Source organism: Escherichia sp. HH26CH, assembly GCF_009820205.1.
GTDB classification, from domain to species: Bacteria; Pseudomonadota; Gammaproteobacteria; order Enterobacterales; family Enterobacteriaceae; genus Escherichia; species Escherichia coli_F.
In genome coordinates this window covers 78,537-100,235 of sequence record NZ_VNXM01000025.1, presented here as the reverse complement: position 1 = coordinate 100,235, position 21,699 = coordinate 78,537, and the positions used below count along the sequence as shown (strand labels likewise).

Here is a 21,699-nt window from a genome sequence, read left to right as displayed (position 1 = left end):
TTACCGGTTATCGAATGTAAAAAGCCCCGCAACGTGTTGCGGGGCTTTCATCCGTTACCGGGACGCGAAAAACTTATTCAGCTTCGATGCTGATAAATTTACGGTTTTTCGGGCCTTTAACTTCGAATTTCACTTTACCGTCTGCTTTAGCAAACAGAGTGTGGTCACGACCGCAACCTACGTTAGCGCCTGCGTGGAATTTGGTACCACGTTGACGAACGATGATGCTACCCGCCAGAACGGATTCGCCACCGAAACGCTTAACGCCCAGGCGTTTAGCTTCTGAATCGCGACCGTTACGTGTGGAGCCGCCAGCCTTTTTATGTGCCATTTGAAATCTCTCCTCAGGTCTTAGGCGCTGATGCCAGTAATTTTCACATCAGTGAACCACTGACGATGGCCCTGCTGCTTACGATAGTGTTTACGACGACGAAACTTAACGATTTTAACTTTCTCGCCACGACCGTGAGCAACAACTTCAGCTTTGATTACGCCGCCATCAACGAAAGGAACGCCGATTTTGACTTCTTCACCGTTTGCGATCATCAGCACTTCAGCGAACTCAACAGTTTCGCCAGTTGCGATGTCCAGCTTTTCCAGGCGAACGGTCTGACCTTCGCTTACTCGGTGTTGTTTACCACCACTTTGGAAAACCGCGTACATATAAAACTCCGCTTCCGCGCACACCTTTTCAATGATTCAGAGTGCGCTATAAATATTCACAATAGGGCGCGAATATTACGCAAAACGCACGCCTTTGACAAGTGCTACAGTCAATACACGAAGAAAAAAAACACAACTTGTACGGTAACGTTTATCTGTGCCATTTTTTCAGTACAATCACCCTATATTCCTAACCATAAACCCTAAGTTGCCTTTGTTCACAGTAAGGTAATCGGGGCGAAAAGCCCGGCTTTTGCGATGAATTTAGAAAAAATCAATGAGTTAACCGCGCAAGATATGGCGGGTGTTAATGCGGCAATCCTTGAGCAGCTTAATTCCGACGTCCAACTGATCAATCAGTTAGGCTATTACATCGTCAGCGGCGGCGGTAAACGTATTCGTCCGATGATTGCTGTACTGGCTGCACGAGCTGTTGGCTATGAGGGAAATGCGCATGTCACCATTGCTGCCCTGATCGAGTTTATCCACACGGCGACTCTGCTGCACGACGACGTTGTGGATGAATCAGATATGCGCAGGGGTAAAGCTACCGCCAACGCCGCATTTGGCAATGCTGCCAGTGTGCTGGTAGGCGATTTTATTTATACCCGCGCGTTCCAGATGATGACCAGCCTCGGTTCGCTCAAAGTGCTGGAAGTCATGTCAGAAGCCGTAAACGTCATCGCAGAAGGTGAAGTTCTGCAACTGATGAACGTTAACGATCCGGACATCACTGAAGAAAACTACATGCGCGTTATCTATAGCAAAACCGCGCGTCTGTTTGAGGCTGCCGCGCAGTGTTCCGGGATTCTGGCTGGCTGTACGCCGGAGGAGGAGAAAGGCCTGCAGGATTATGGGCGTTATCTCGGCACCGCTTTCCAGTTGATCGACGATTTACTCGATTACAATGCCGATGGCGAACAGTTAGGTAAAAACGTCGGCGACGATCTGAACGAAGGTAAACCGACGCTGCCGCTGCTGCATGCAATGCATCATGGCACACCAGAACAGGCACAGATGATTCGTACCGCCATCGAACAGGGTAACGGTCGTCATCTTCTGGAACCGGTTCTGGAAGCAATGAACGCTTGTGGCTCTCTTGAATGGACGCGTCAGCGTGCCGAGGAAGAAGCAGACAAAGCCATCGCAGCGTTACAGGTGCTCCCGGACACCCCGTGGCGAGAAGCACTCATCGGCCTCGCGCACATCGCTGTTCAACGCGATCGTTAATCCCCTCCCCCTCATCCCGCGCAGTGCGCGGGATGATTCCAATAAGTTCCATAAAAACACTTATTCAGCGTAATAACGCCTGAAAAACCAGTGTATGTATCTTTATATATTCTGAATATTCACACTCTTTACAGGAACTTTTTAGAGCAATAGGCCATCAGGAGTATAGTGATGCTCGACAGAAGAAGTGTTCTGAATGAAAGCGACTAACTTAAGGAGTGAGGAAAGATGGAAAGTAATTTCATTGACTGGCATCCCGCTGACATCATTGCGGGTTTACGCAAGAAAGGAACGTCAATGGCGGCGGAATCTCGTAGAAATGGTTTGAGTTCCTCAACGCTGGCGAACGCATTATCGCGCCCATGGCCGAAAGGAGAGATGATTATTGCGAAAGCCCTGGGAACTGACCCCTGGGTTATCTGGCCATCACGCTACCATGATCCGCAGACCCATGAGTTTATCGACAGAACGCAGTTGATGCGTAGCTACACTAAACCGAAAAAATGAGTGGTCTGGCGGTAGCCCCGCGAACGGGGCTGCCAGCTCTCGGACGATTACTCGTCTTTCACACGCTCAATATTTGCACCTAAAGCGCGCAGTTTGTCTTCAATACGTTCGTAGCCACGATCGATGTGATAAATACGATCAACCACCGTTGTCCCTTCCGCAATACAACCAGCCAGCACCAGGCTTGCTGAAGCACGTAGATCGGTTGCCATAACCTGTGCGCCAGAAAGTTTTTCAACACCGTGACAAATAACGGTATTACTTTCAATTTCGGCATGCGCGCCCATACGACTCAGCTCTGGTACGTGCATAAAGCGGTTTTCAAAGACCGTTTCGGTGATGAATCCGGTGCCTTCTGCCACCAGGTTCAGCAGTGTGAACTGGGCCTGCATATCGGTCGGGAATGCCGGATGCGGCGCGGTACGTACGTTAACAGCTTTCGGCCGTTTGCCATGCATATCCAGGCTAATCCAGTCTTCGCCGACTTCAATGTCCGCTCCAGCGTCACGCAATTTCGCCAGCACAGCGTCAAGAGTATCTGGCTGTGCGTTACGGCAGATAATTTTGCCGCGAGAGATCGCCGCAGCCACAAGGAAAGTACCGGTTTCGATACGATCCGGCAGCACGCGATAGACACCGCCGCCTAAACGTTCCACACCTTCGATGATGATACGATCGGTGCCCTGACCGCTAATTTTCGCACCCAGCGTAATCAGGAAGTTCGCGGTATCGACGATTTCCGGTTCACGCGCTGCGTTTTCAATAATCGTGGTGCCTTCCGCCAGGGTTGCAGCACACATGATGGTCACCGTTGCGCCAACGCTGACTTTATCCATCACGATATGTGCGCCTTTCAGACGACCGTCGACGGAAGCTTTAACGTAACCTTCTTCCAGTTTGATGGTCGCGCCTAATTGTTCGAGGCCAGAAATGTGTAGATCAACCGGACGCGCACCGATCGTACAACCGCCAGGCAGTGAAACTTGCCCCTGCCCAAAGCGCGCTACCAGCGGCCCCAGTGCCCAGATAGAGGCACGCATGGTTTTAACCAGATCGTAAGGTGCGCAGAATACATTAACCTCGCGGGCATCAATATGCACAGAACCATTACGCTCTACTTTCGCACCCAGCTGGCTTAGCAGCTTCATTGATGTATCAACGTCTTTCAGTTTCGGGACGTTCTGGATCTCTACCGGTTCTTCCGCCAGTAGTGCGGCAAAAAGAATAGGCAGAGCAGCATTTTTAGCGCCGGAAATTGTGACTTCGCCCTGGAGCTTCGTTGGCCCCTGAACACGAAATTTATCCATTTAGTTTGTTCTCAGTTAACAATTCATATCCGCTACCGGCGAATCGCCCATAGCTCAAAAGCCGTTCAGTTTGCGATCGCGCGCCCACTCCGCAGGGGTATACGCTTTGATCGACACAGCATGAATGCGGTTATCCGCAATATATTCCATCAGCGGGCCATAGACCGTCTGCTGTTTTTTAACCCGACTCATGCCGTCAAACAACTCACCCACGGCAATAACCTGAAAGTGGCTGCCATCGCCGGAAACGTGGACTTCCTGGAGGGAGAGAGCGTTCATCAACACGCTCTGAATTTCATTATTTTCCATGGGATCTTCAATCATCAGTTAATAAACCAGCGAAACATCTTAGAGCAAAGTTGCGCTGGCATAAATAAGCAAAAAGCCTCGCTGATAAATCAGACAAGGCTCAACTTGCAGGCAGGTTTGCCGGACAGGCGGTTAACGCCTTATCCGGCCTGAAAAAATTTAACGAGGCAGAACATCAGCAGGCAAATTATACAATTTCGCCAGGGTATACACTTTGTCGTTTACCCCCTGAAGCGTCACATTGTTGCCCTGCTTTTTCGCCAGATCGATAAGATGGAGCAGCAGCGCCAGTCCACCTGTATCAACGCGGGATACACGGCTAAGATCGATGCAGGTAATCCCCTTCACCGCCTCCTCACGCATTTCCCAAAGCGGTAGCAGAACGTCCTGATCCAGCTCTCCGGATAACGCCAGCGTGTCACCCGTCTGCATCCAGCTCAGTGACTCGCTCATTACTTTTTCTCTTCCAGAGTGATTTTCTGTTGAGAAATCGATTTCAGTTGCGCAGTCAGGCCGTCGATACCTTTGGTACGCAGCAGCGTCCCCCACTCATTTTGTTTGGTGGTGATCATGCTGACACCCTCTGCAATCATGTCGTAAGCCTGCCAGTTGCCCGTCTGGGAGTTTTTACGCCATTGGAAGTCCAGACGCACCGGCGGGCGGCCATTCGGGTCAATAATGGTCACGCGAATAGGCACAATGGTTTTATCACCCAGAGGCTGTTCTGGCGCGATCTGATAAGTCTGACCATGATACATCGCCAATGCCTGACCGTAAGCCTGCTTCAGATACTCACGGAAAGCGGCAAAGTAAGCATCACGTTGAGCTGGGGTCGCACTCTTGTAATACTGACCCAGCACCAGCGCACCGGCGTATTTCACCTGTACGTATGGCAGCAGTTCCTGATCAACAATGGTACGCAGATAATCCGGGTTGGCCCGAATTTGCGGTTGCTCATTCTTCAGGCGATCGAACGTTTTCTGCGCCGCCTCGTCCATCAGCTTATACGGATTGGTCTGGTCTGCCGCGGTTGCCGCACTCAGCGGTGCAATCACCAGCAAAGCGACCATCATTAAACGTTTAAACATGCGTCGGTTCTCCTGAAATTATTTCGTTGTACCCACAGGTTCAGTGGTTTCATTATTACCTGGCGCAGCAGCTGGCGCATCGCCACTATTCTTATTGTCATCGCCTTTACTACCGTAAAGGAACTGACCAATGAGATCTTCCAGCACCATCGCAGACTTAGTGTCCTGGATTGTATCGCCATCCTTCAGGATAGCAGTCCCCAGTTCCGGGTCTTCAAAACCGACGTTTAATGCCAGATATTGTTCCCCCAGCAGGCCGGAAGTACGGATGCTCAGCGAACTGGTATCAGGAATGTGGTTATAACGTTGTTCAATTTCCAGCGTTACGCGTGGCAGATAAGTTTTCGGGTCCAGCGTAATATCCGCCACCCGGCCCACAACAACGCCACCAATGCTGACGGGAGAGCGCGCTTTCAGGCCGCCAATGTTATCGAACGTCGCATAAAGCGTGTAGGTTGGTTCAGTACGCATGGACGTCACGTTCGCCGCCTTCAGGCAAACAAACAGCGCCGCCAGCAGTGCTGCTAATAAAAAGATACCCACCCAAATTTCATTTTTTTTCGTTTGCATGAACTCAATTCCCAAACATCAATGCGGTCAGCACAAAATCCAGCCCCAGAACAGCCAGAGACGAGTGGACAACGGTGCGAGTGGTTGCCCGGCTAATCCCGGCAGACGTCGGGATGGCGTCGTAGCCGTTAAACAACGAAATCCACGTCACCGTAATGGCGAACACCACGCTCTTAATCAGACAGTTGACCAGATCCATACGCCAGTCGACGGCATTTTGCATTGCCGACCAGAAGAACCCGCTATCAATGCCTTTCCAACTGACGCCGACCAGTGATCCGCCCCAGATCCCCACGGCGACGAAGATGACCGTCAGCAGTGGCAATGAAATAACCCCAGCCCAGAAACGGGGAGAAATAACCCGACGCAACGGATCCACCGCCATCATCTCCATACTGGAGAGTTGCTCTGTGGCGCGCATCAGGCCAATTTCTGCGGTTAACGCCGAACCGGCACGTCCGGCAAACAACAACGCGGCAACCACCGGCCCCAGTTCACGCAGTAGTGATAACGCCACCAGCATACCCAGACTGGTTTCCGCACTATAAGTGGTCAGAACCAGATAACCTTGCAGCCCCAGCACCATTCCGATGAACACGCCAGAAACCACAATAATCAGCATCGACAGGACGCCAACATTATAGAGCTGACGTACCAGCAGCGGCGCATGTTTGCGAAATTCCGGTTTGCCGACCAGCGCATTGAATAACATTAACCCGGCCCGCCCGAACGTTCTCAGGGTTTTAATCCCTTTATGTCCGAGCGACGCCAGCGCATTTAACAGCATGAGTGGCTTAACTCCCTGGTAAAAGATCAGCGTGATAATCGCCGGCAGGATAGCGGAACGGAACAGGCCCGTCAGCTATCCCGTCCAGAAACTGACGTACGCGCGGATCAGGATTCGCCTGCAACGCCTGGGCGCTGCCATGAGCGACAATTTTTTTGTCCGCCAGGATCCAGGCGTGATCCGCAATACTTAACACTTCCGGCACATCGTGAGAAACCACCACACAAGTCACGCCCAGCGCGCTGTTCAGCTCAGAAATCAGCTTCACCAGTACGCCCATGGTGATGGGATCTTGCCCAACAAAGGGTTCATCAAACATGATGAGATCCGGCTCCAGCGCAATTGCTCGCGCCAGCGCTGCACGCCGCGCCATCCCTCCGGAAAGTTCAGAAGGCATCAGTTTAGCCGCTCCGCGCAGCCCCACGGCCTCCAGCTTCATCATCACTGTGCTATGCAATAAAGGTGCGGGAAGTTGGGTATGTTCGCGTAGTGGATAGGCAACGTTGTCAAATACGTTCATATCTGTGAACAACGCCCCGGACTGAAACAACATGCTCATCCGTTTGCGCACTGTATACAGGCGCGAACGAGACATCGCCGGAATATTCTCACCATCGAAAAGGATCTCACCATGATCTGGTGCGATTTGCCCGCCAATCAGACGGAGTAGCGTCGTTTTACCGATGCCCGATGGTCCCATGATCGCCGTGATCTTCCCTCGCGGCACGGTCAGGGAAATATTATCGAAGATGCAGCGATTGCCACGCGTAAAACTGACATCGCGCATATCGACTAAATTCGCCACAGACTGCTCCATAATTCACCCTTCGTCTTGCGTTGATTTTCTAAGCATGGCGCTCAATTTAACCTTGAACCCAACATATTTACAGAATATTACCCGCCGTGGTTAGCGAAAGCTGGCATTTGTTTTACTTTTTAGCCGCATAAAGTCAAAATTAAGAATCCGTTACGGCTTTCTGAAAATCTTCAGCGGACCGGCGAGTATACCTGAAGAAAGGACGTTAGATGCTTTTAGCTACGGCACTGTTAATTGTTGGTTTACTTTTGGTCGTTTACAGTGCCGACCGCCTGGTATTTGCCGCGTCCATTCTTTGCCGATCCTTTGGCATACCGCCACTGATCATCGGCATGACGGTGGTCAGTATTGGCACATCGTTACCAGAAATCATCGTTTCGCTTGCCGCATCACTGCACGAACAACGCGATTTAGCCGTTGGTGTAGCCCTCGGATCAAACATTATCAATATTTTGCTGATCCTCGGTCTGGCTGCGCTGGTACGTCCTTTTACCGTCCATTCCGATGTTCTGCGCCGCGAGTTACCCTTAATGTTGTTGGTCAGTGTGGTGGCCGGTTCCGTACTCTATGACGGACAACTTAGTCGCAGCGATGGTATCTTTCTCCTCTTTCTGGCTGTGCTATGGCTGCTGTTCATTGTTAAACTTGCACGTCTGGCTGAACGTCAGGGGACTGACAGCCTGACCAGAGAGCAGCTTGCAGAGCTGCCGCGTGAAGGCGGATTGCCCGTCGCGTTTTTATGGCTCGGCATTGCGCTGATCATCATGCCAGTGGCCACGCGGATGGTGGTTGATAACGCCACGGTGCTGGCGAATTACTTTGCCATCAGCGAGTTGACGATGGGTCTGACGGCAATCGCTATCGGAACCAGTCTGCCAGAACTGGCAACCGCAATCGCGGGGGTTCGCAAAGGTGAAAACGACATTGCTGTCGGGAATATCATTGGCGCAAACATTTTTAATATTGTCATCGTGTTGGGTTTACCCGCGCTGATAACGCCAGGAGAGATTGATCCACTGGCGTACAGCCGTGACTACAGCGTGATGTTGTTGGTGAGCATTATTTTTGCGTTGCTGTGCTGGCGGCGCTCCCCACAACCGGGCCGTGGTGTAGGGGTATTATTAACTGGCGGATTTATCGTATGGCTGGCGATGTTGTACTGGTTATCGCCAATACTCGTTGAATAACTGGAAACGCATTATGTCGCACGTAGAGTTACAACCGGGTTTTGACTTTCAGCAAGCAGGTAAAGAAGTCCTGGCGATTGAACGTGACTGCCTGGCGGAGCTTGATCAATACATCAATCAGAATTTCACGCTTGCCTGTGAAAAGATGTTCTGGTGTAAAGGGAAAGTTGTCGTCATGGGGATGGGGAAATCGGGGCATATTGGGCGCAAAATGGCGGCAACGTTTGCCAGCACTGGTACACCTTCATTTTTCGTCCATCCAGGTGAAGCTGCTCATGGTGATTTGGGTATGGTCACCCCGCAGGACGTGGTGATTGCTATCTCTAACTCCGGTGAATCCAGCGAAATCACGGCCTTAATTCCAGTGCTTAAGCGTCTTCACGTGCCGTTAATCTGCATCACCGGTCGCCCGGAGAGCAGCATGGCGCGCGCCGCAGATGTGCATCTGTGTGTTAAAGTAGCGAAAGAAGCCTGTCCGTTAGGGCTGGCACCGACCAGCAGCACGACCGCCACGCTGGTTATGGGCGATGCCCTCGCTGTCGCGCTGTTAAAAGCACGCGGCTTTACTGCTGAAGATTTTGCGCTCTCACACCCCGGCGGCGCACTGGGTCGTAAACTTCTGCTGCGCGTAAACGATATTATGCATACGGGCGATGAGATCCCGCATGTTAAGAAAACGGCCAGCCTGCGCGACGCGTTGCTGGAAGTTACCCGCAAAAATCTTGGTATGACGGTCATTTGCGATGACAATATGATGATTGAAGGCATCTTTACCGACGGTGATTTACGCCGTGTCTTCGATATGGGTGTGGATGTTCGTCAGTTAAGTATTGCCGATGTGATGACGCCGGGGGGAATACGTGTACGCCCTGGCATTCTGGCCGTTGAGGCACTGAACTTAATGCAGTCCCGCCATATCACCTCCGTGATGGTTGCCGATGGCGACCATTTACTCGGTGTGTTACATATGCATGATTTACTGCGTGCAGGCGTAGTGTAAAGATTCAAGGATAAACAACAATGAGCAAAGCAGGTGCGTCGCTTGCGACCTGTTACGGCCCTGTCAGCGCCGACGTTATGGCAAAAGCAGAGAACATTCGTCTGCTGATCCTCGACGTTGATGGCGTACTGTCAGATGGCCTGATTTATATGGGTAATAACGGCGAAGAGCTGAAAGCGTTCAACGTTCGTGACGGTTATGGCATTCGTTGTGCGCTCACCTCTGATATTGAAGTCGCTATCATTACCGGGCGAAAGGCTAAACTGGTAGAAGATCGTTGTGCCACATTGGGGATCACTCACTTGTATCAGGGGCAGTCAAACAAACTGATCGCCTTTAGCGATCTGCTGGAAAAACTGGCAATTGCCCCGGAAAATGTGGCTTATGTCGGCGATGATCTCATTGACTGGCCGGTAATGGAAAAAGTGGGTTTAAGCATCGCCGTGGCCGATGCGCATCCACTGTTGCTCCCGCGCGCCGATTACGTGACGCGCATTGCTGGCGGTCGTGGCGCAGTGCGAGAAGTTTGCGACTTATTACTCCTGGCGCAGGGCAAACTGGATGAAGCCAAAGGGCAATCGATATGAGTAAAGCCAGACGTTGGGTTATCATTGTGCTATCACTGGCGGTTCTGGTGATGATCGGCATTAATATGGCCGAAAAAGACGATACCGCCCAGGTGGTCGTCAACAATAATGATCCCACCTATAAAAGCGAGCATACGGACACGCTCGTCTATAACCCAGAAGGGGCACTAAGCTATCGATTGATTGCTCAACACGTTGAATATTATTCCGATCAGGCCGTTTCGTGGTTTACGCAGCCGGTACTTACCACGTTTGATAAGGATAAAATCCCGACATGGTCCGTAAAAGCAGATAAAGCCAAGCTGACCAATGACCGGATGCTCTATTTATATGGACACGTTGAAGTCAACGCACTCGTGCCGGACTCTCAACTTCGCAGAATCACGACGGATAACGCGCAGATCAATCTGGTGACGCAGGATGTTACCTCTGAAGACCTCGTCACGTTATACGGAACAACATTTAACTCCAGCGGTCTGAAAATGCGCGGCAACTTACGCAGCAAGAACGCCGAGCTGATTGAAAAGGTTAGAACATCCTATGAAATTCAAAACAAACAAACTCAGCCTTAATCTTGTGCTTGCCAGCTCACTTCTGGCCGCCAGCATTCCGGCATTTGCCGTAACCGGAGACACTGATCAGCCGATCCACATTGAATCGGACCAGCAATCTCTTGATATGCAAGGCAACGTGGTTACCTTTACCGGTAATGTCATTGTCACCCAGGGCACCATCAAAATTAATGCCGACAAAGTGGTCGTTACCCGTCCGGGCGGTGAACAAGGTAAAGAAGTGATTGACGGCTACGGTAAACCGGCAACGTTCTACCAGATGCAGGACAACGGTAAACCCGTTGAAGGTCACGCTTCCCAGATGCACTACGAACTGGCAAAAGATTTTGTCGTTCTGACGGGTAATGCTTATCTGCAGCAGGTCGATAGCAACATTAAGGGTGATAAGATCACTTACCTGGTGAAAGAGCAGAAAATGCAGGCGTTCAGCGACAAAGGCAAGCGCGTAACCACCGTTCTGGTGCCGTCGCAGCTGCAGGACAAAAACAACAAAGGCCAGACCCCGGCACAGAAGAAGGGTAATTAATTCGTTATGGCAACATTAACTGCAAAGAACCTTGCAAAAGCCTATAAAGGCCGCCGCGTGGTAGAAGACGTCAGCCTGACCGTCAACTCCGGGGAAATTGTCGGTCTGCTGGGGCCAAACGGTGCCGGTAAGACCACCACTTTCTACATGGTTGTTGGCATTGTGCCGCGCGATGCGGGCAATATCATTATTGATGATGACGATATCAGTCTGCTGCCTCTGCATGCGCGCGCGCGCCGCGGTATCGGCTATCTGCCGCAGGAAGCCTCCATTTTTCGTCGCCTCAGCGTTTACGATAACCTGATGGCGGTACTGCAAATTCGTGACGACTTGTCTGCTGAACAACGTGAAGACCGCGCGAACGAGCTGATGGAAGAGTTTCACATCGAACACCTGCGTGACAGCATGGGGCAGTCACTCTCCGGGGGTGAACGTCGCCGTGTAGAAATTGCCCGTGCACTGGCTGCGAATCCGAAATTTATTCTGCTTGATGAACCGTTTGCCGGGGTTGACCCGATCTCGGTTATCGACATCAAACGCATCATTGAGCACTTGCGCGACAGCGGCCTGGGCGTGCTGATCACCGACCATAACGTGCGTGAAACGCTGGCGGTTTGTGAACGCGCTTATATCGTCAGTCAGGGGCATTTGATCGCCCACGGCACGCCTACAGAAATCTTACAAGACGAACATGTTAAGCGTGTATACCTTGGGGAAGACTTCAGACTCTGATAGGGTAGAAGTTTGCGACGTTTTATCAGGAGAGTACGATTCTGAACATGAAGCAAGGTTTGCAACTCAGGCTTAGCCAACAACTGGCGATGACGCCACAGCTCCAACAGGCTATTCGTCTGTTGCAGTTGTCGACGCTGGAACTTCAGCAGGAGCTACAGCAGGCGCTGGAGAGTAATCCGCTGCTTGAGCAAATCGACACTCATGAAGAAATCGACACCCGCGAAACGCAAGACAGTGAAACACTGGACACCGCCGACGCGCTCGAACAAAAAGAGATGCCGGAAGAGCTGCCGCTCGATGCCAGTTGGGACACCATTTACACCGCTGGTACACCCTCCGGCACCAGCGGTGACTACATTGACGACGAGCTGCCGGTCTATCAGGGCGAAACAACGCAGACCTTGCAAGATTACCTGATGTGGCAAGTCGAGCTGACACCGTTTTCCGACACTGACCGCGCTATTGCTACCTCTATCGTCGATGCCGTTGATGACACCGGTTATCTGACTGTTCCGCTGGAAGATATTCTCGAAAGTATGGGCGATGAAGAAATCGACATCGATGAAGTTGAAGCCGTCCTGAAGCGGATCCAACGGTTTGATCCGGTCGGCGTAGCGGCGAAAGATCTGCGTGACTGCCTGCTGATCCAACTCTCCCAATTCGACAAAACTACGCCGTGGCTGGAAGAGGCGAGACTGATCATTAGCGATCATCTCGATCTGTTAGCCAATCACGACTTCCGTACCTTAATGCGCGTCACGCGACTGAAAGAAGATGTGCTGAAAGAAGCCGTCAATCTGATCCAGTCGCTCGATCCACGCCCCGGACAGTCGATCCAGACTGGTGAACCGGAGTATGTTATTCCAGATGTACTGGTGCGTAAGCATAACGGTCACTGGACAGTAGAACTCAACAGCGACAGCATTCCGCGTCTGCAAATCAACCAACACTACGCCTCGATGTGCAATAACGCGCGCAACGACGGTGACAGCCAGTTTATCCGCAGCAATCTGCAGGATGCCAAATGGTTGATCAAGAGTCTGGAAAGCCGTAACGATACGCTACTACGCGTGAGTCGCTGTATCGTTGAACAGCAGCAAGCCTTCTTTGAGCAAGGCGAAGAATATATGAAACCGATGGTACTGGCCGATATCGCCCAGGCTGTCGAAATGCATGAATCGACGATATCTCGCGTGACCACGCAAAAATACCTGCATAGTCCACGAGGCATTTTTGAACTGAAGTATTTCTTTTCCAGTCACGTCAATACCGAGGGCGGCGGCGAAGCTTCCTCAACGGCAATTCGTGCGCTGGTGAAGAAATTAATCGCGGCGGAAAACCCAGCGAAACCGCTAAGCGACAGCAAGTTAACCTCTTTGCTGTCAGAACAAGGTATCATGGTGGCACGCCGCACTGTTGCGAAGTACCGAGAGTCTTTATCCATTCCGCCGTCAAACCAGCGTAAACAGCTCGTTTGACCCAACCGATAAGGAAGACACTATGCAGCTCAACATTACCGGAAATAACGTCGAGATCACCGAGGCACTGCGCGAATTTGTTACTGCTAAATTTGCCAAACTTGAGCAATATTTTGACCGAATCAACCAGGTCTATGTTGTTCTGAAAGTGGAGAAAGTCACCCATACCTCAGATGCAACACTGCATGTAAACGGTGGTGAAATTCATGCCAGCGCGGAAGGTCAGGACATGTACGCTGCCATTGATGGCTTAATTGATAAGCTGGCACGCCAGTTGACCAAACATAAAGATAAACTGAAACAACACTAATTGTCCGGGCAATTAGCATGTGCATGGCGGCCTGTTGTGCGGCACAACGGGCCATTTGTACAGTTAATGCTCCGAACCTGTTCCACCGTTTGAGTGAGCAGGTTCTTAGGTGAAATTATGACAAATAATGATACAACTCTACAGCTTAGCACTGTTCTTAACAGGGAATGTACGCGAAGCCGCGTCCACTGTCAGAGCAAAAAACGCGCCCTGGAAATCATCAGCGAGCTGGCGGCGAAACAACTTAGCCTGCCGCCTCAGGTGGTTTTTGAAGCTATCCTGACGCGGGAAAAAATGGGCAGTACCGGTATCGGCAATGGTATAGCCATTCCGCATGGCAAACTGGAAGAAGATACTCTGCGCGCCGTTGGCGTTTTCGTTCAGCTCGAAACGCCCATAGCTTTCGATGCCATTGACAACCAACCGGTAGATTTACTGTTTGCGTTGCTGGTTCCGGCTGACCAAACCAAAACGCACCTGCATACTCTGTCGCTGGTGGCGAAACGTCTGGCGGATAAAACCATCTGCCGCCGTTTACGCGCAGCCCAGAGCGATGAAGAGCTGTATCAAATCATTACGGATACCGAAGGTACTCCGGATGAAGCGTAGTTATTCGGTAATGTCTCTTTTAGACGTTGTGAGGAGAAACAGTACATGGTACTGATGATCGTCAGCGGACGTTCAGGTTCAGGTAAATCTGTCGCCCTTCGTGCGCTGGAAGATATGGGTTTTTACTGCGTGGATAACCTCCCCGTAGTGTTGTTACCCGATCTGGCTCGAACTCTGGCCGATCGCGAGATTTCTGCCGCCGTCAGCATTGATGTTCGTAATATGCCGGAGTCACCAGAAATATTCGAACAGGCGATGAGTAACCTACCTGACGCTTTCTCACCGCAACTCCTGTTCCTGGATGCCGACCGTAATACCTTAATTCGTCGTTACAGTGACACGCGCCGCCTGCATCCGCTTTCCAGCAAAAACCTGTCGCTGGAAAGTGCTATCGACAAAGAAAGCGATCTACTGGAACCACTGCGTTCGCGAGCGGATCTGATTGTCGATACCTCAGAAATGTCCGTTCACGAGCTGGCAGAAATGTTGCGTACCCGTTTACTGGGTAAACGTGAACGCGAACTGACCATGGTCTTTGAGTCTTTCGGCTTCAAACACGGTATCCCTATCGATGCAGATTACGTCTTTGACGTGCGCTTCTTGCCGAACCCGCACTGGGATCCAAAACTGCGTCCGATGACAGGTCTTGATAAGCCTGTCGCCGCGTTCCTCGACCGCCACACAGAAGTACACAATTTTATTTACCAGACGCGAAGCTATCTTGAGCTATGGTTACCTATGCTGGAAACCAACAACCGTAGCTACCTGACGGTCGCCATTGGTTGTACTGGCGGGAAGCACCGTTCGGTGTATATTGCAGAGCAGTTGGCAGACTACTTCCGTTCACGCGGTAAAAACGTCCAGTCACGCCATCGTACGCTGGAAAAACGTAAACCATGACCGTCAAGCAAACTGTTGAAATCACAAACAAGCTGGGCATGCATGCCCGGCCTGCAATGAAGCTGTTTGAATTAATGCAGGGTTTTGACGCTGAAGTGCTGTTACGTAACGATGAAGGCACTGAAGCTGAAGCCAACAGCGTTATTGCGCTGCTGATGCTGGATTCTGCCAAAGGACGGCAGATTGAAGTCGAAGCGACCGGTCCACAGGAAGAGGAAGCACTGGCCGCCGTTATCGCCCTCTTTAACTCTGGTTTTGATGAAGATTAATTTTCATCACTTTGACATACAAATCCCTTCAAGCTCCCCCCGACAATAAAAAAAGCGCGTACTGAAATCGTTATTAATGACGGAAATTGTACATTTTGTGCGCTTTTCACTTTCAGAAGAACCTTAAGAAAACCTTAAGAGGCATTGTTTAGGTTTTGTTTAAGTTATTCGACCATACTGGAGATCGTCAGAAAATATTTCCAGGAGATGGCATGATTCGCTTATCTGAACAAAGTCCCCTGGGCACCGGAAGACATCGGAAATGTTATGCGCATCCGGAAGATGCCCAACGCTGTATTAAGATTGTCTACCATCGTGGCGATGGTGGCGATAAAGAGATCCGCCGTGAGTTAAAGTACTACGCGCATCTTGGTCGCCGGTTAAAAGACTGGAGTGGAATACCGCGCTATCACGGTACCGTTGAGACGGATTGCGGAACCGGTTATGTCTACGATGTGATTGCAGATTTTGACGGCAAGCCATCCATTACACTGACCGAATTTGCTGAACAATGCCGTTACGAAGAAGACGTTGCACAGCTGCGCCAGTTACTGAAACAGCTGAAACGTTATTTGCAGGATAACCATATCGTGACGATGTCGTTGAAGCCGCAGAATATCCTTTGTCATCGCATCAGTGAGTCAGAGGTTATCCCCGTCGTCTGCGACAACATTGGTGAAAGCACGTTGATTCCACTGGCGACCTGGTCAAAGTGGTGTTGTCAGCGAAAGCAAGAGCGGTTATGGAAACGGTTTATCGCCCAGCCGGCACTGGCTATTGCCCTACAGAAAGATCTGCAACCACGTGAGAGCAAAACGCTGGCCCTCACTTCGCGCGAAGCTTAATTCAGCTGGTGTTGTTGCATAAACGACTCACCGCCTAACTGATACATCTGCCGTAAAATCCACGCCTGACGGCTGCGCACGTAGCCCGATGGCGCGGAGACTTTGAAACGAAGTGGATTAGGTAATACAGCTGCCAGTAAGGCAGCTTCCGATCGGGTAAGTTTGCTCGCGGGTTTGTGGAAATAACGTTGTGCCGCAGCTTCGACGCCAAACACACCGTCGCCAAATTCGGCGATATTCAGGTAAACCGTCAGGATACGCTTTTTGCTCCAGACTGTTTCTATCCCCAGCGTTAATCCGGCTTCCAGCCCTTTTCGTACCCAGCTACGTCCATCCCATAAAAAGAGATTTTTGGCTGTTTGCTGAGAAATCGTTGATGCGCCGCGAATACGATTTTCATTGCGCTCATTGTGTGCCAGGGCTTGCTCAATGGAAGCAACATCAAAGCCCCAGTGCTCAGGAAATTTCTGATCTTCTGCGGCAATCACCGCCAGTCCCATCCACGGCGAGATTTGATCCATACTGACCCAGTCAGAATGTGCCACGTAACGAAAATTGCCATGCAGCCAGGCGCTGACTTGTCGCTCGGCCATTACCGCTGAGAAAGGAACAGGCGCAACGCTAAACAACGCGATGCCCCCGCCCCAGAAAACGGCGAGGACAACCATTAACCGTAGAAGAAAACGGCGAACGAAACTAAACACCGTTAAGCGGCTTTTACTCATTCAGTCAGAACCAGCACGCGGGAAACCAGCTTATCAATGCCGCTCGCCGCTTCTGCAATGTTCTGCGCCAGCATATATGCCGGGGTGGTGACAATCTTATTGTCTTCATCAACCACGATATCATCGACAGGACACGGCACATGCTCCGCGCCCATCTCCTCCAGCACTTCTGCGGTATCGATATCAGTACCGATGGTCAAACGCAGCGGGAAATCGAAAATTTTCGGCAGCATCGCCGGGGCAATACACATAAAACCAAGCGGTTTTCCGGCCTGATGCATCGCTTGTGCCAGCGCCTTTAATTCACGGTCAACGGTGCATTCGCTACCAAGACTGGCAAAATTGCTTAAATTCTTCGCCGCGCCAAACCCCCCCGGCACAATCAACGCATCCAGTTCAGCGGCATCGGCCTGAGCCAGAGGACGGATCTCACCGCGCGTTATTCGTGCCGCTTCAATCAGCACATTGCGCGTTTCCGTCATCGCTTCGCCAGTTAAATGGTTGATAACATCAACCTGCTGCTTACCCGGTGCAAAGCAGACCGCCTGCGCACCGCTTCGTGAAATAGCTAACAACGTCAACACCGCTTCATGAATTTCAGAACCGTCATAGACGCCGCATCCGCTCAGAATTACGCCAATTTTCTTCATTGTGATCATCCTTTCGCAATTGACTGAAACACATTAATTTTTTTAATAAAAATGCTACGCATCACACATTTAACTGATTCATGTAACAAATCATTTAAGTTTTGCTATCTTAACTGCGTGCGGCCTGAAAAAAAGTGCTGTGCCCTTGTAACTCATCATAAAAATTTACGGCGCAGCCAAGATTTCCCTGGTGTTGGCGCAGTATTCGCGCACCCCGGTCTAGCCGGGGTCATTTTTTTGTGGCTTTTGCCACCCACGCTTTCAACACGTCTACGTCGTGACGCCACTCTTCTTTCATCTCTTCAATCCATTCACCGACGTTATCTTCCCACGCAGGAAGGTCAGGAGACTGAATTTGCTGACCCAGCTGTTGCAGATGGCGTAACCCCACTGAACCCGCCGCGCCTTTAATTTTATGCCCTTCCTCGACGATGCCTTTTTTATCCTGCGCCGTCAGGTTCGACTCCAGTACACTCACATAGCCCGGCATCATCTTCTCAAACACCGCTAACCCGTCGGTAATCAGCTTCGGTCCTACAAGTTCGAGATACTGTTCCAGCATGGGAATATCGAGTAATGCTTCAGATTTGCTGTTCTCTTCTGTCGTCACCGTGCTCTCCTCATCATCCTGGGTATCCCAGAATTTCTTGATCATCGCGGTTAGCGCCGGAACAGAAAGCGGCTTACTCAGCACATCATCCATTCCAGCATTTAGGTACTCTTGTTTGTCTTTCAGCACGTTAGCGGTTAAGGCTACCAGCGGTGGTAAATCCTCGCGCGGATATCGCTTCGTCAGTTCACGAGAGATATCCAGCCCGGTCATATCTGGCAACTGAATATCCAGCAACACCAGGTCGTATTCACCCGGTTTAAACATCTCCAGCGCCGCCTTGCCGGTCATTGCGACATCAACGCTGTTTCCTAATTTTTCCAGCACAGAACGCGCGACAATCACGTTCAGTTCAATGTCCTCTACTAGCAGCACATTCAGCGCCGGTAAAGGCATATCGTCTTCGTCAAACGCATCATCGACCTCTTCAGCCACCGATGGTGCGTGGATCGTCAACGTAAAGGTGGAACCTTTGCCCTGTTCGCTGGTAACCGTAATATCGCCGCCCATATTTTTCGCCAGACGACGAGAAACGGCCAGACCAATACCGGTGCCAGTGGCAGGTTTACCGCCATGACTGTCTTTCACCTGGTAATACATGGCGAAGATTTTATCCAGCTCATCCTGCGGAATGCCGATACCAGAGTCTTCCACTTCAAAATGCAGCATATCGCCTTCATCGTAGCGCACGCGCACGGTAACCTGGCCTTGCTGGGTGAATTTGACGGCGTTACTGATGAGGTTCCACAGGATCTGCCGTAAACGCGTCCCGTCGGTAATGACCTGATGCGGTAATGGCAGCGTCGGCTCCAGATTAAAGCGCAATCCTTTCTGTTGCGCCTGCAATGCGGAGAGATTTTCCAGGTCGGCAAGGAAGCTGGTGAAATCAACCGGCTGATTATCAAGCTGGACCTTGCGCCGTTCCATCTTATCCATGTCGATAATATCGTTGAAGATATTCCCCAGCGTGACGGCAGAAACATGGATGGTTTTGAGATATTTTTCCTGCTCAGCGGTAAGTTCAGTATCCAGCAGAATGCGGCTCAGGCCGACGATACCGTTCAGCGGTGTACGCAATTCGTGACTGATGGTGGAGATAAACGTTGTTTTGTCGCGGCTGGCGCGTTCAAGTGCATCCTGATACCGCTTACGCTCGGTAATGTCGCGACCAAAACCCATTAAACCGTGACGTTTACCCACGCGGTCGTAGTACGGCACTTTACGGATTTCAAAGCAGGCTTTGCGTCCGTCGGGATAATCCAGCCACTGCTCATAGGTCAGTGACACATTATGACGGAACACTTTTTCATCGGTTTCAATGACTTTCGCAGCGGCTTCCGGTGAGTAAACATCAGCAGGTTTCAGGTGAACCAGTTGTTTTTCGCTTTTTCCGGTCAGCAGCTCCATCGCGCGGTTACAGCCGGAAAACTCTTTATCTTCGTTACGATAAAAAACCAGGTCGGGTGAAGCATCAAGGAAGGAACGTAAGAATGAGGATTGCTGCTCGAGCTGAATTTGTGTCTCTTCGCGCTCTTTAATTTCAATTTTCAGTTGGCCGAAGGTTTCCTGCAGTTCTGCTTCCGCTTTTTCACGAACGGCAATTTCCTGATTTAGCTGGGCAATATTATCTTTTAACTGAACGTTGAGGCTCAAATCGCGCTCGCGCATCTCCTCCAGTTTTTGCACCAGCCGTGACAGACGTTGTCGTGACTCCTCCAGTTGCTCGACGACCACCGATAGAAAGTAGACCGCCCACGGCGTAATCAGCAAACCAAAGAAGATAGAACGAATAACATCAATGCTTTCGACCTGACCATGCAGCACCATGGTCACTGCCATTTGTACCACAATGGCAAGAACGACGAGGGCCAGCGCCAGCAACATTGAGAAGCGCACCAGACCTAACTTCATCATCAGGTCAACATAATACTGCGCCAGCAGACGAATTTGCTTCATTAGGGAATTCCTTCACGACAACCTGCCCCAATAATACCCAATTCTGACAGTTACGTTATAAATTGTGTGAGAAATGCGGAATTCCCCTCAATGGCCTACGCCGTTGGAGGTAGCCACGGACGTCCCAGCGCCGATCCCTGTACGCCATGTTCATTCAGATAGCGATCCAGCTCGACCATTCCCGTCCATCGATTTTCGCACCACAGCGGAGCAAGCAGCGTCGGGCGACGGGCGCTGGCGGAAATGCGGTGGTAGATCACTTCCGGTGGCGTATGGCGAATCATTTCTCCGGCAGTGAGCGTGTAATCGTCCAGTTCAATACCGTTCAAACGCCCCGCTTCCCAGGCTTTCGCCATAATGCTGCCTTTCACAATATGCAGCGGATGCAGCTTTATACCGTCCACGCCGGTTTCAACCACTCGCTCCAGCGTTTGCAAACATTCAGCCTGCCCTTCGCCAGGCAGGCCGACAATTAAGTGAGAACACACCTTCAGCCCGCGCTCACGCGCCAGCTGGGTCGTGCGCTGATAGCAGGCAAAATCATGACCGCGATTGATGCGATGCAGCGTTTTGTCGTGGGCGGTTTGTAGCCCCAGCTCCAGCCACACTTCGTAGCCCTGGTCCTTATATTCGCAAAGCAGATCCAGCACCGCATCCGGCACGCAGTCCGGGCGGGTACCAACACACAAACCGACAATATTGGCCTGGCTCACCGCCTGCTGATACATAGAACGCAGCACCTGAACTTCCGCAAAGGTGCTGGTATACGCCTGAAAGTAGGCCAGATAGCGTTTAGCGCGGTTAACTAAATTCGCCTGGTGCGCCAGTTGCTCGGCAATGGAATGATGCTGCTGCGCTTCATCGGCAAACGAGGCAACATTACAGAATGTGCAGCCACCACGCCCGATGGTACCGTCACGGTTAGGGCAGCTAAAACCGCCGTGCAGCGTCAGCTTATGCACCTTTTGCCCATAACGACGGGTGAGATCACCACCAAACATATTGACTAATTTCTGTAACTGCATAATCTGATAGACCGCGCCTTGAAAAGAGGCCAAAGCCTGCCATTTTTAGCTCAATTCGGCGATGACCTGGATCAATCGTCCCGGCCTGCCTTTATCAAATGCATAATCAATCAAAATTACCGAAATTTCATTCATAATCACATAAATCACTTTTGCTTATCTTGTGTCAGATTTTTTTATCTCCTTATGGATTTTAGGCAAAAACAGTAGCATGAAACGTCATTACCAATTAAGGCAGTATAAAATGCTGGTTTTCTCATCAGTTCAAGGCAGGATAAGGGTTAACACGCCTTTATGACAGTCAGGAATTGGCAGTTTCTCTAACGACTCCCCTTTTAGCCGTAAAGAGAAAATCTATTTTAATTTCAGACAATTAATAAAGAATTTTGCGCTAAAGCACATTTCTGTACCAATAAGCTTGCCATTTGACCTGTATC

At 50.8% G+C, this 21,699-nt stretch carries 27 protein-coding genes; 14 read left to right on the top strand and 13 right to left on the bottom strand.

What is annotated here, in order from left to right; all coding sequences use genetic code 11:
* Positions 1–73: 73 nt before the first annotated feature.
* Positions 74–331 (bottom strand): 50S ribosomal protein L27, encoded by a 258-nt coding sequence (rpmA, locus tag FQ015_RS09010; RefSeq protein ID WP_000940595.1) that lies wholly within the window; start codon positions 329–331, stop codon positions 74–76.
* Positions 332–351: 20 nt separating this feature from the next.
* Complete coding sequence (rplU, locus tag FQ015_RS09005; RefSeq protein ID WP_000271401.1) at positions 352–663, bottom strand: 50S ribosomal protein L21; 312 nt, start codon at positions 661–663, stop codon at positions 352–354.
* A 258-nt stretch (positions 664–921) separates the two neighbouring features.
* Between rplU and ispB the strand changes: the two genes are divergently transcribed.
* Complete coding sequence (gene ispB / locus FQ015_RS09000; RefSeq protein WP_001047336.1) at positions 922–1,893, top strand: octaprenyl diphosphate synthase; 972 nt, start codon at positions 922–924, stop codon at positions 1,891–1,893.
* A 228-nt stretch (positions 1,894–2,121) separates the two neighbouring features.
* Positions 2,122–2,400, top strand: coding sequence for a DNA-binding transcriptional regulator SfsB (sfsB, locus tag FQ015_RS08995; protein WP_000445413.1), 279 nt, complete (start codon positions 2,122–2,124; stop codon positions 2,398–2,400).
* A 47-nt stretch (positions 2,401–2,447) separates the two neighbouring features.
* Here the strand turns inward: sfsB and murA are convergent, their stop codons facing one another.
* The 7 genes from murA to mlaF form a co-directional block, all read right to left on the bottom strand.
* Positions 2,448–3,707 (bottom strand): UDP-N-acetylglucosamine 1-carboxyvinyltransferase, encoded by a 1,260-nt coding sequence (murA, locus tag FQ015_RS08990; protein WP_039021339.1) that lies wholly within the window; start codon positions 3,705–3,707, stop codon positions 2,448–2,450.
* A gap of 54 nt (positions 3,708–3,761) precedes the next feature.
* Entirely contained in the window at positions 3,762–4,016 is a 255-nt protein-coding gene (gene ibaG, locus FQ015_RS08985; protein ID WP_000429656.1) for a BolA family iron metabolism protein IbaG, read from the bottom strand.
* Positions 4,017–4,175: 159 nt separating this feature from the next.
* A complete protein-coding gene (mlaB, locus tag FQ015_RS08980) occupies positions 4,176–4,469 on the bottom strand; it encodes a lipid asymmetry maintenance protein MlaB (protein WP_000004488.1) in 294 nt (97 codons plus the stop codon).
* Positions 4,469–5,104, bottom strand: coding sequence for a phospholipid-binding protein MlaC (gene mlaC / locus FQ015_RS08975; RefSeq protein ID WP_000476484.1), 636 nt, complete (start codon positions 5,102–5,104; stop codon positions 4,469–4,471). The genes mlaB and mlaC overlap by 1 nt, the downstream gene beginning before the upstream one ends.
* Before the next feature lie 18 nt (positions 5,105–5,122).
* Positions 5,123–5,674 (bottom strand): outer membrane lipid asymmetry maintenance protein MlaD, encoded by a 552-nt coding sequence (gene mlaD / locus FQ015_RS08970; RefSeq protein ID WP_032185236.1) that lies wholly within the window; start codon positions 5,672–5,674, stop codon positions 5,123–5,125.
* 4 nt (positions 5,675–5,678) lie between these two features.
* On the bottom strand, positions 5,679–6,461 hold the full coding sequence (gene mlaE, locus FQ015_RS08965) for a lipid asymmetry maintenance ABC transporter permease subunit MlaE (protein WP_000925795.1): 783 nt from the start codon (positions 6,459–6,461) through the stop codon (positions 5,679–5,681).
* A gap of 7 nt (positions 6,462–6,468) precedes the next feature.
* Positions 6,469–7,278 carry a phospholipid ABC transporter ATP-binding protein MlaF gene (gene mlaF / locus FQ015_RS08960; RefSeq protein ID WP_000438245.1) on the bottom strand — a complete coding sequence of 270 codons (810 nt, stop codon included), beginning with the start codon at positions 7,276–7,278 and terminating at the stop codon, positions 6,469–6,471.
* Positions 7,279–7,487: 209 nt separating this feature from the next.
* On the opposite strand from mlaF, the gene FQ015_RS08955 reads away from it, so the two are divergent.
* The 12 genes from FQ015_RS08955 to yrbL all read left to right on the top strand — a co-directional run bounded on the left by FQ015_RS08955 (position 7,488) and on the right by yrbL (position 16,296).
* Positions 7,488–8,465, top strand: a complete 978-nt coding sequence (locus FQ015_RS08955; RefSeq protein ID WP_032185194.1) for a calcium/sodium antiporter — start codon at positions 7,488–7,490, stop codon at positions 8,463–8,465.
* A 13-nt stretch (positions 8,466–8,478) separates the two neighbouring features.
* Positions 8,479–9,465: an arabinose-5-phosphate isomerase KdsD gene (gene kdsD, locus FQ015_RS08950; protein ID WP_001352909.1), complete on the top strand. Its 987-nt coding sequence runs from the start codon at positions 8,479–8,481 to the stop codon at positions 9,463–9,465.
* A 20-nt stretch (positions 9,466–9,485) separates the two neighbouring features.
* On the top strand, positions 9,486–10,052 hold the full coding sequence (kdsC, locus tag FQ015_RS08945; RefSeq protein ID WP_000030014.1) for a 3-deoxy-manno-octulosonate-8-phosphatase KdsC: 567 nt from the start codon (positions 9,486–9,488) through the stop codon (positions 10,050–10,052).
* Positions 10,049–10,624, top strand: a complete 576-nt coding sequence (gene lptC / locus FQ015_RS08940) for an LPS export ABC transporter periplasmic protein LptC (RefSeq protein WP_000030537.1) — start codon at positions 10,049–10,051, stop codon at positions 10,622–10,624. The genes kdsC and lptC overlap by 4 nt, the downstream gene beginning before the upstream one ends.
* Entirely contained in the window at positions 10,593–11,150 is a 558-nt protein-coding gene (lptA, locus tag FQ015_RS08935) for a lipopolysaccharide ABC transporter substrate-binding protein LptA (RefSeq protein ID WP_000669785.1), read from the top strand. The genes lptC and lptA overlap by 32 nt, the downstream gene beginning before the upstream one ends.
* A 6-nt stretch (positions 11,151–11,156) precedes the next feature.
* The gene (gene lptB, locus FQ015_RS08930; RefSeq protein WP_000224099.1) at positions 11,157–11,882 is read left to right on the top strand and encodes an LPS export ABC transporter ATP-binding protein; all 726 of its coding nucleotides are present in this window, start codon (positions 11,157–11,159) and stop codon (positions 11,880–11,882) included.
* A gap of 47 nt (positions 11,883–11,929) precedes the next feature.
* The gene (gene rpoN, locus FQ015_RS08925; protein ID WP_000809051.1) at positions 11,930–13,363 is read left to right on the top strand and encodes an RNA polymerase factor sigma-54; all 1,434 of its coding nucleotides are present in this window, start codon (positions 11,930–11,932) and stop codon (positions 13,361–13,363) included.
* Between the two features lie 22 nt (positions 13,364–13,385).
* Positions 13,386–13,673, top strand: coding sequence for a ribosome hibernation promoting factor (gene hpf / locus FQ015_RS08920; protein WP_001176599.1), 288 nt, complete (start codon positions 13,386–13,388; stop codon positions 13,671–13,673).
* Positions 13,674–13,790: 117 nt separating this feature from the next.
* Entirely contained in the window at positions 13,791–14,282 is a 492-nt protein-coding gene (gene ptsN, locus FQ015_RS08915) for a PTS IIA-like nitrogen regulatory protein PtsN (RefSeq protein WP_000183679.1), read from the top strand.
* Between the two features lie 45 nt (positions 14,283–14,327).
* Entirely contained in the window at positions 14,328–15,182 is an 855-nt protein-coding gene (rapZ, locus tag FQ015_RS08910; RefSeq protein WP_000243741.1) for an RNase adapter RapZ, read from the top strand.
* Positions 15,179–15,451 (top strand): PTS phosphocarrier protein NPr, encoded by a 273-nt coding sequence (gene npr / locus FQ015_RS08905; RefSeq protein WP_000216791.1) that lies wholly within the window; start codon positions 15,179–15,181, stop codon positions 15,449–15,451. Before rapZ ends, npr begins: the two co-directional genes overlap by 4 nt.
* A gap of 212 nt (positions 15,452–15,663) precedes the next feature.
* Positions 15,664–16,296 carry a PhoP regulatory network protein YrbL gene (yrbL, locus tag FQ015_RS08900; protein ID WP_039021337.1) on the top strand — a complete coding sequence of 211 codons (633 nt, stop codon included), beginning with the start codon at positions 15,664–15,666 and terminating at the stop codon, positions 16,294–16,296.
* Here the strand turns inward: yrbL and mtgA are convergent.
* From mtgA to FQ015_RS08880, 4 genes are all read right to left on the bottom strand, one after another.
* Entirely contained in the window at positions 16,293–17,021 is a 729-nt protein-coding gene (mtgA, locus tag FQ015_RS08895; RefSeq protein WP_000047076.1) for a monofunctional biosynthetic peptidoglycan transglycosylase, read from the bottom strand. The genes yrbL and mtgA overlap by 4 nt on opposite strands.
* Positions 17,018–17,671, bottom strand: coding sequence for an isoprenoid biosynthesis glyoxalase ElbB (gene elbB, locus FQ015_RS08890; protein ID WP_160523970.1), 654 nt, complete (start codon positions 17,669–17,671; stop codon positions 17,018–17,020). Before elbB ends, mtgA begins: the two co-directional genes overlap by 4 nt.
* A gap of 229 nt (positions 17,672–17,900) precedes the next feature.
* Positions 17,901–20,237 (bottom strand): aerobic respiration two-component sensor histidine kinase ArcB, encoded by a 2,337-nt coding sequence (gene arcB, locus FQ015_RS08885; RefSeq protein WP_000809772.1) that lies wholly within the window; start codon positions 20,235–20,237, stop codon positions 17,901–17,903.
* Positions 20,238–20,332: 95 nt separating this feature from the next.
* Entirely contained in the window at positions 20,333–21,262 is a 930-nt protein-coding gene (locus FQ015_RS08880; protein WP_032303877.1) for a TIGR01212 family radical SAM protein, read from the bottom strand.
* Positions 21,263–21,699: the final 437 nt, after the last annotated feature.

Excerpts from the sequence above, each read along its gene's own strand:
- rpmA (WP_000940595.1), bottom strand. The coding sequence starts at position 331 with ATGGCACATAAAAAGGCTGGCGGCTCCACACGTAACGGTCGCGATTCA.
- rplU (WP_000271401.1), bottom strand. The coding sequence starts at position 663 with ATGTACGCGGTTTTCCAAAGTGGTGGTAAACAACACCGAGTAAGCGAA.
- ispB (WP_001047336.1), top strand. The coding sequence starts at position 922 with ATGAATTTAGAAAAAATCAATGAGTTAACCGCGCAAGATATGGCGGGT.
- sfsB (WP_000445413.1), top strand. The coding sequence starts at position 2,122 with ATGGAAAGTAATTTCATTGACTGGCATCCCGCTGACATCATTGCGGGT.
- murA (WP_039021339.1), bottom strand. The coding sequence starts at position 3,707 with ATGGATAAATTTCGTGTTCAGGGGCCAACGAAGCTCCAGGGCGAAGTC.
- ibaG (WP_000429656.1), bottom strand. The coding sequence starts at position 4,016 with ATGGAAAATAATGAAATTCAGAGCGTGTTGATGAACGCTCTCTCCCTC.
- mlaB (WP_000004488.1), bottom strand. The coding sequence starts at position 4,469 with ATGAGCGAGTCACTGAGCTGGATGCAGACGGGTGACACGCTGGCGTTA.
- mlaC (WP_000476484.1), bottom strand. The coding sequence starts at position 5,104 with ATGTTTAAACGTTTAATGATGGTCGCTTTGCTGGTGATTGCACCGCTG.
- mlaD (WP_032185236.1), bottom strand. The coding sequence starts at position 5,674 with ATGCAAACGAAAAAAAATGAAATTTGGGTGGGTATCTTTTTATTAGCA.
- mlaE (WP_000925795.1), bottom strand. The coding sequence starts at position 6,461 with ATGCTGTTAAATGCGCTGGCGTCGCTCGGACATAAAGGGATTAAAACC.
- mlaF (WP_000438245.1), bottom strand. The coding sequence starts at position 7,278 with ATGGAGCAGTCTGTGGCGAATTTAGTCGATATGCGCGATGTCAGTTTT.
- FQ015_RS08955 (WP_032185194.1), top strand. The coding sequence starts at position 7,488 with ATGCTTTTAGCTACGGCACTGTTAATTGTTGGTTTACTTTTGGTCGTT.
- kdsD (WP_001352909.1), top strand. The coding sequence starts at position 8,479 with ATGTCGCACGTAGAGTTACAACCGGGTTTTGACTTTCAGCAAGCAGGT.
- kdsC (WP_000030014.1), top strand. The coding sequence starts at position 9,486 with ATGAGCAAAGCAGGTGCGTCGCTTGCGACCTGTTACGGCCCTGTCAGC.
- lptC (WP_000030537.1), top strand. The coding sequence starts at position 10,049 with ATGAGTAAAGCCAGACGTTGGGTTATCATTGTGCTATCACTGGCGGTT.
- lptA (WP_000669785.1), top strand. The coding sequence starts at position 10,593 with ATGAAATTCAAAACAAACAAACTCAGCCTTAATCTTGTGCTTGCCAGC.
- lptB (WP_000224099.1), top strand. The coding sequence starts at position 11,157 with ATGGCAACATTAACTGCAAAGAACCTTGCAAAAGCCTATAAAGGCCGC.
- rpoN (WP_000809051.1), top strand. The coding sequence starts at position 11,930 with ATGAAGCAAGGTTTGCAACTCAGGCTTAGCCAACAACTGGCGATGACG.
- hpf (WP_001176599.1), top strand. The coding sequence starts at position 13,386 with ATGCAGCTCAACATTACCGGAAATAACGTCGAGATCACCGAGGCACTG.
- ptsN (WP_000183679.1), top strand. The coding sequence starts at position 13,791 with ATGACAAATAATGATACAACTCTACAGCTTAGCACTGTTCTTAACAGG.
- rapZ (WP_000243741.1), top strand. The coding sequence starts at position 14,328 with ATGGTACTGATGATCGTCAGCGGACGTTCAGGTTCAGGTAAATCTGTC.
- npr (WP_000216791.1), top strand. The coding sequence starts at position 15,179 with ATGACCGTCAAGCAAACTGTTGAAATCACAAACAAGCTGGGCATGCAT.
- yrbL (WP_039021337.1), top strand. The coding sequence starts at position 15,664 with ATGATTCGCTTATCTGAACAAAGTCCCCTGGGCACCGGAAGACATCGG.
- mtgA (WP_000047076.1), bottom strand. The coding sequence starts at position 17,021 with ATGAGTAAAAGCCGCTTAACGGTGTTTAGTTTCGTTCGCCGTTTTCTT.
- elbB (WP_160523970.1), bottom strand. The coding sequence starts at position 17,671 with ATGAAGAAAATTGGCGTAATTCTGAGCGGATGCGGCGTCTATGACGGT.
- arcB (WP_000809772.1), bottom strand. The coding sequence starts at position 20,237 with ATGAAGCAAATTCGTCTGCTGGCGCAGTATTATGTTGACCTGATGATG.
- FQ015_RS08880 (WP_032303877.1), bottom strand. The coding sequence starts at position 21,262 with ATGCAGTTACAGAAATTAGTCAATATGTTTGGTGGTGATCTCACCCGT.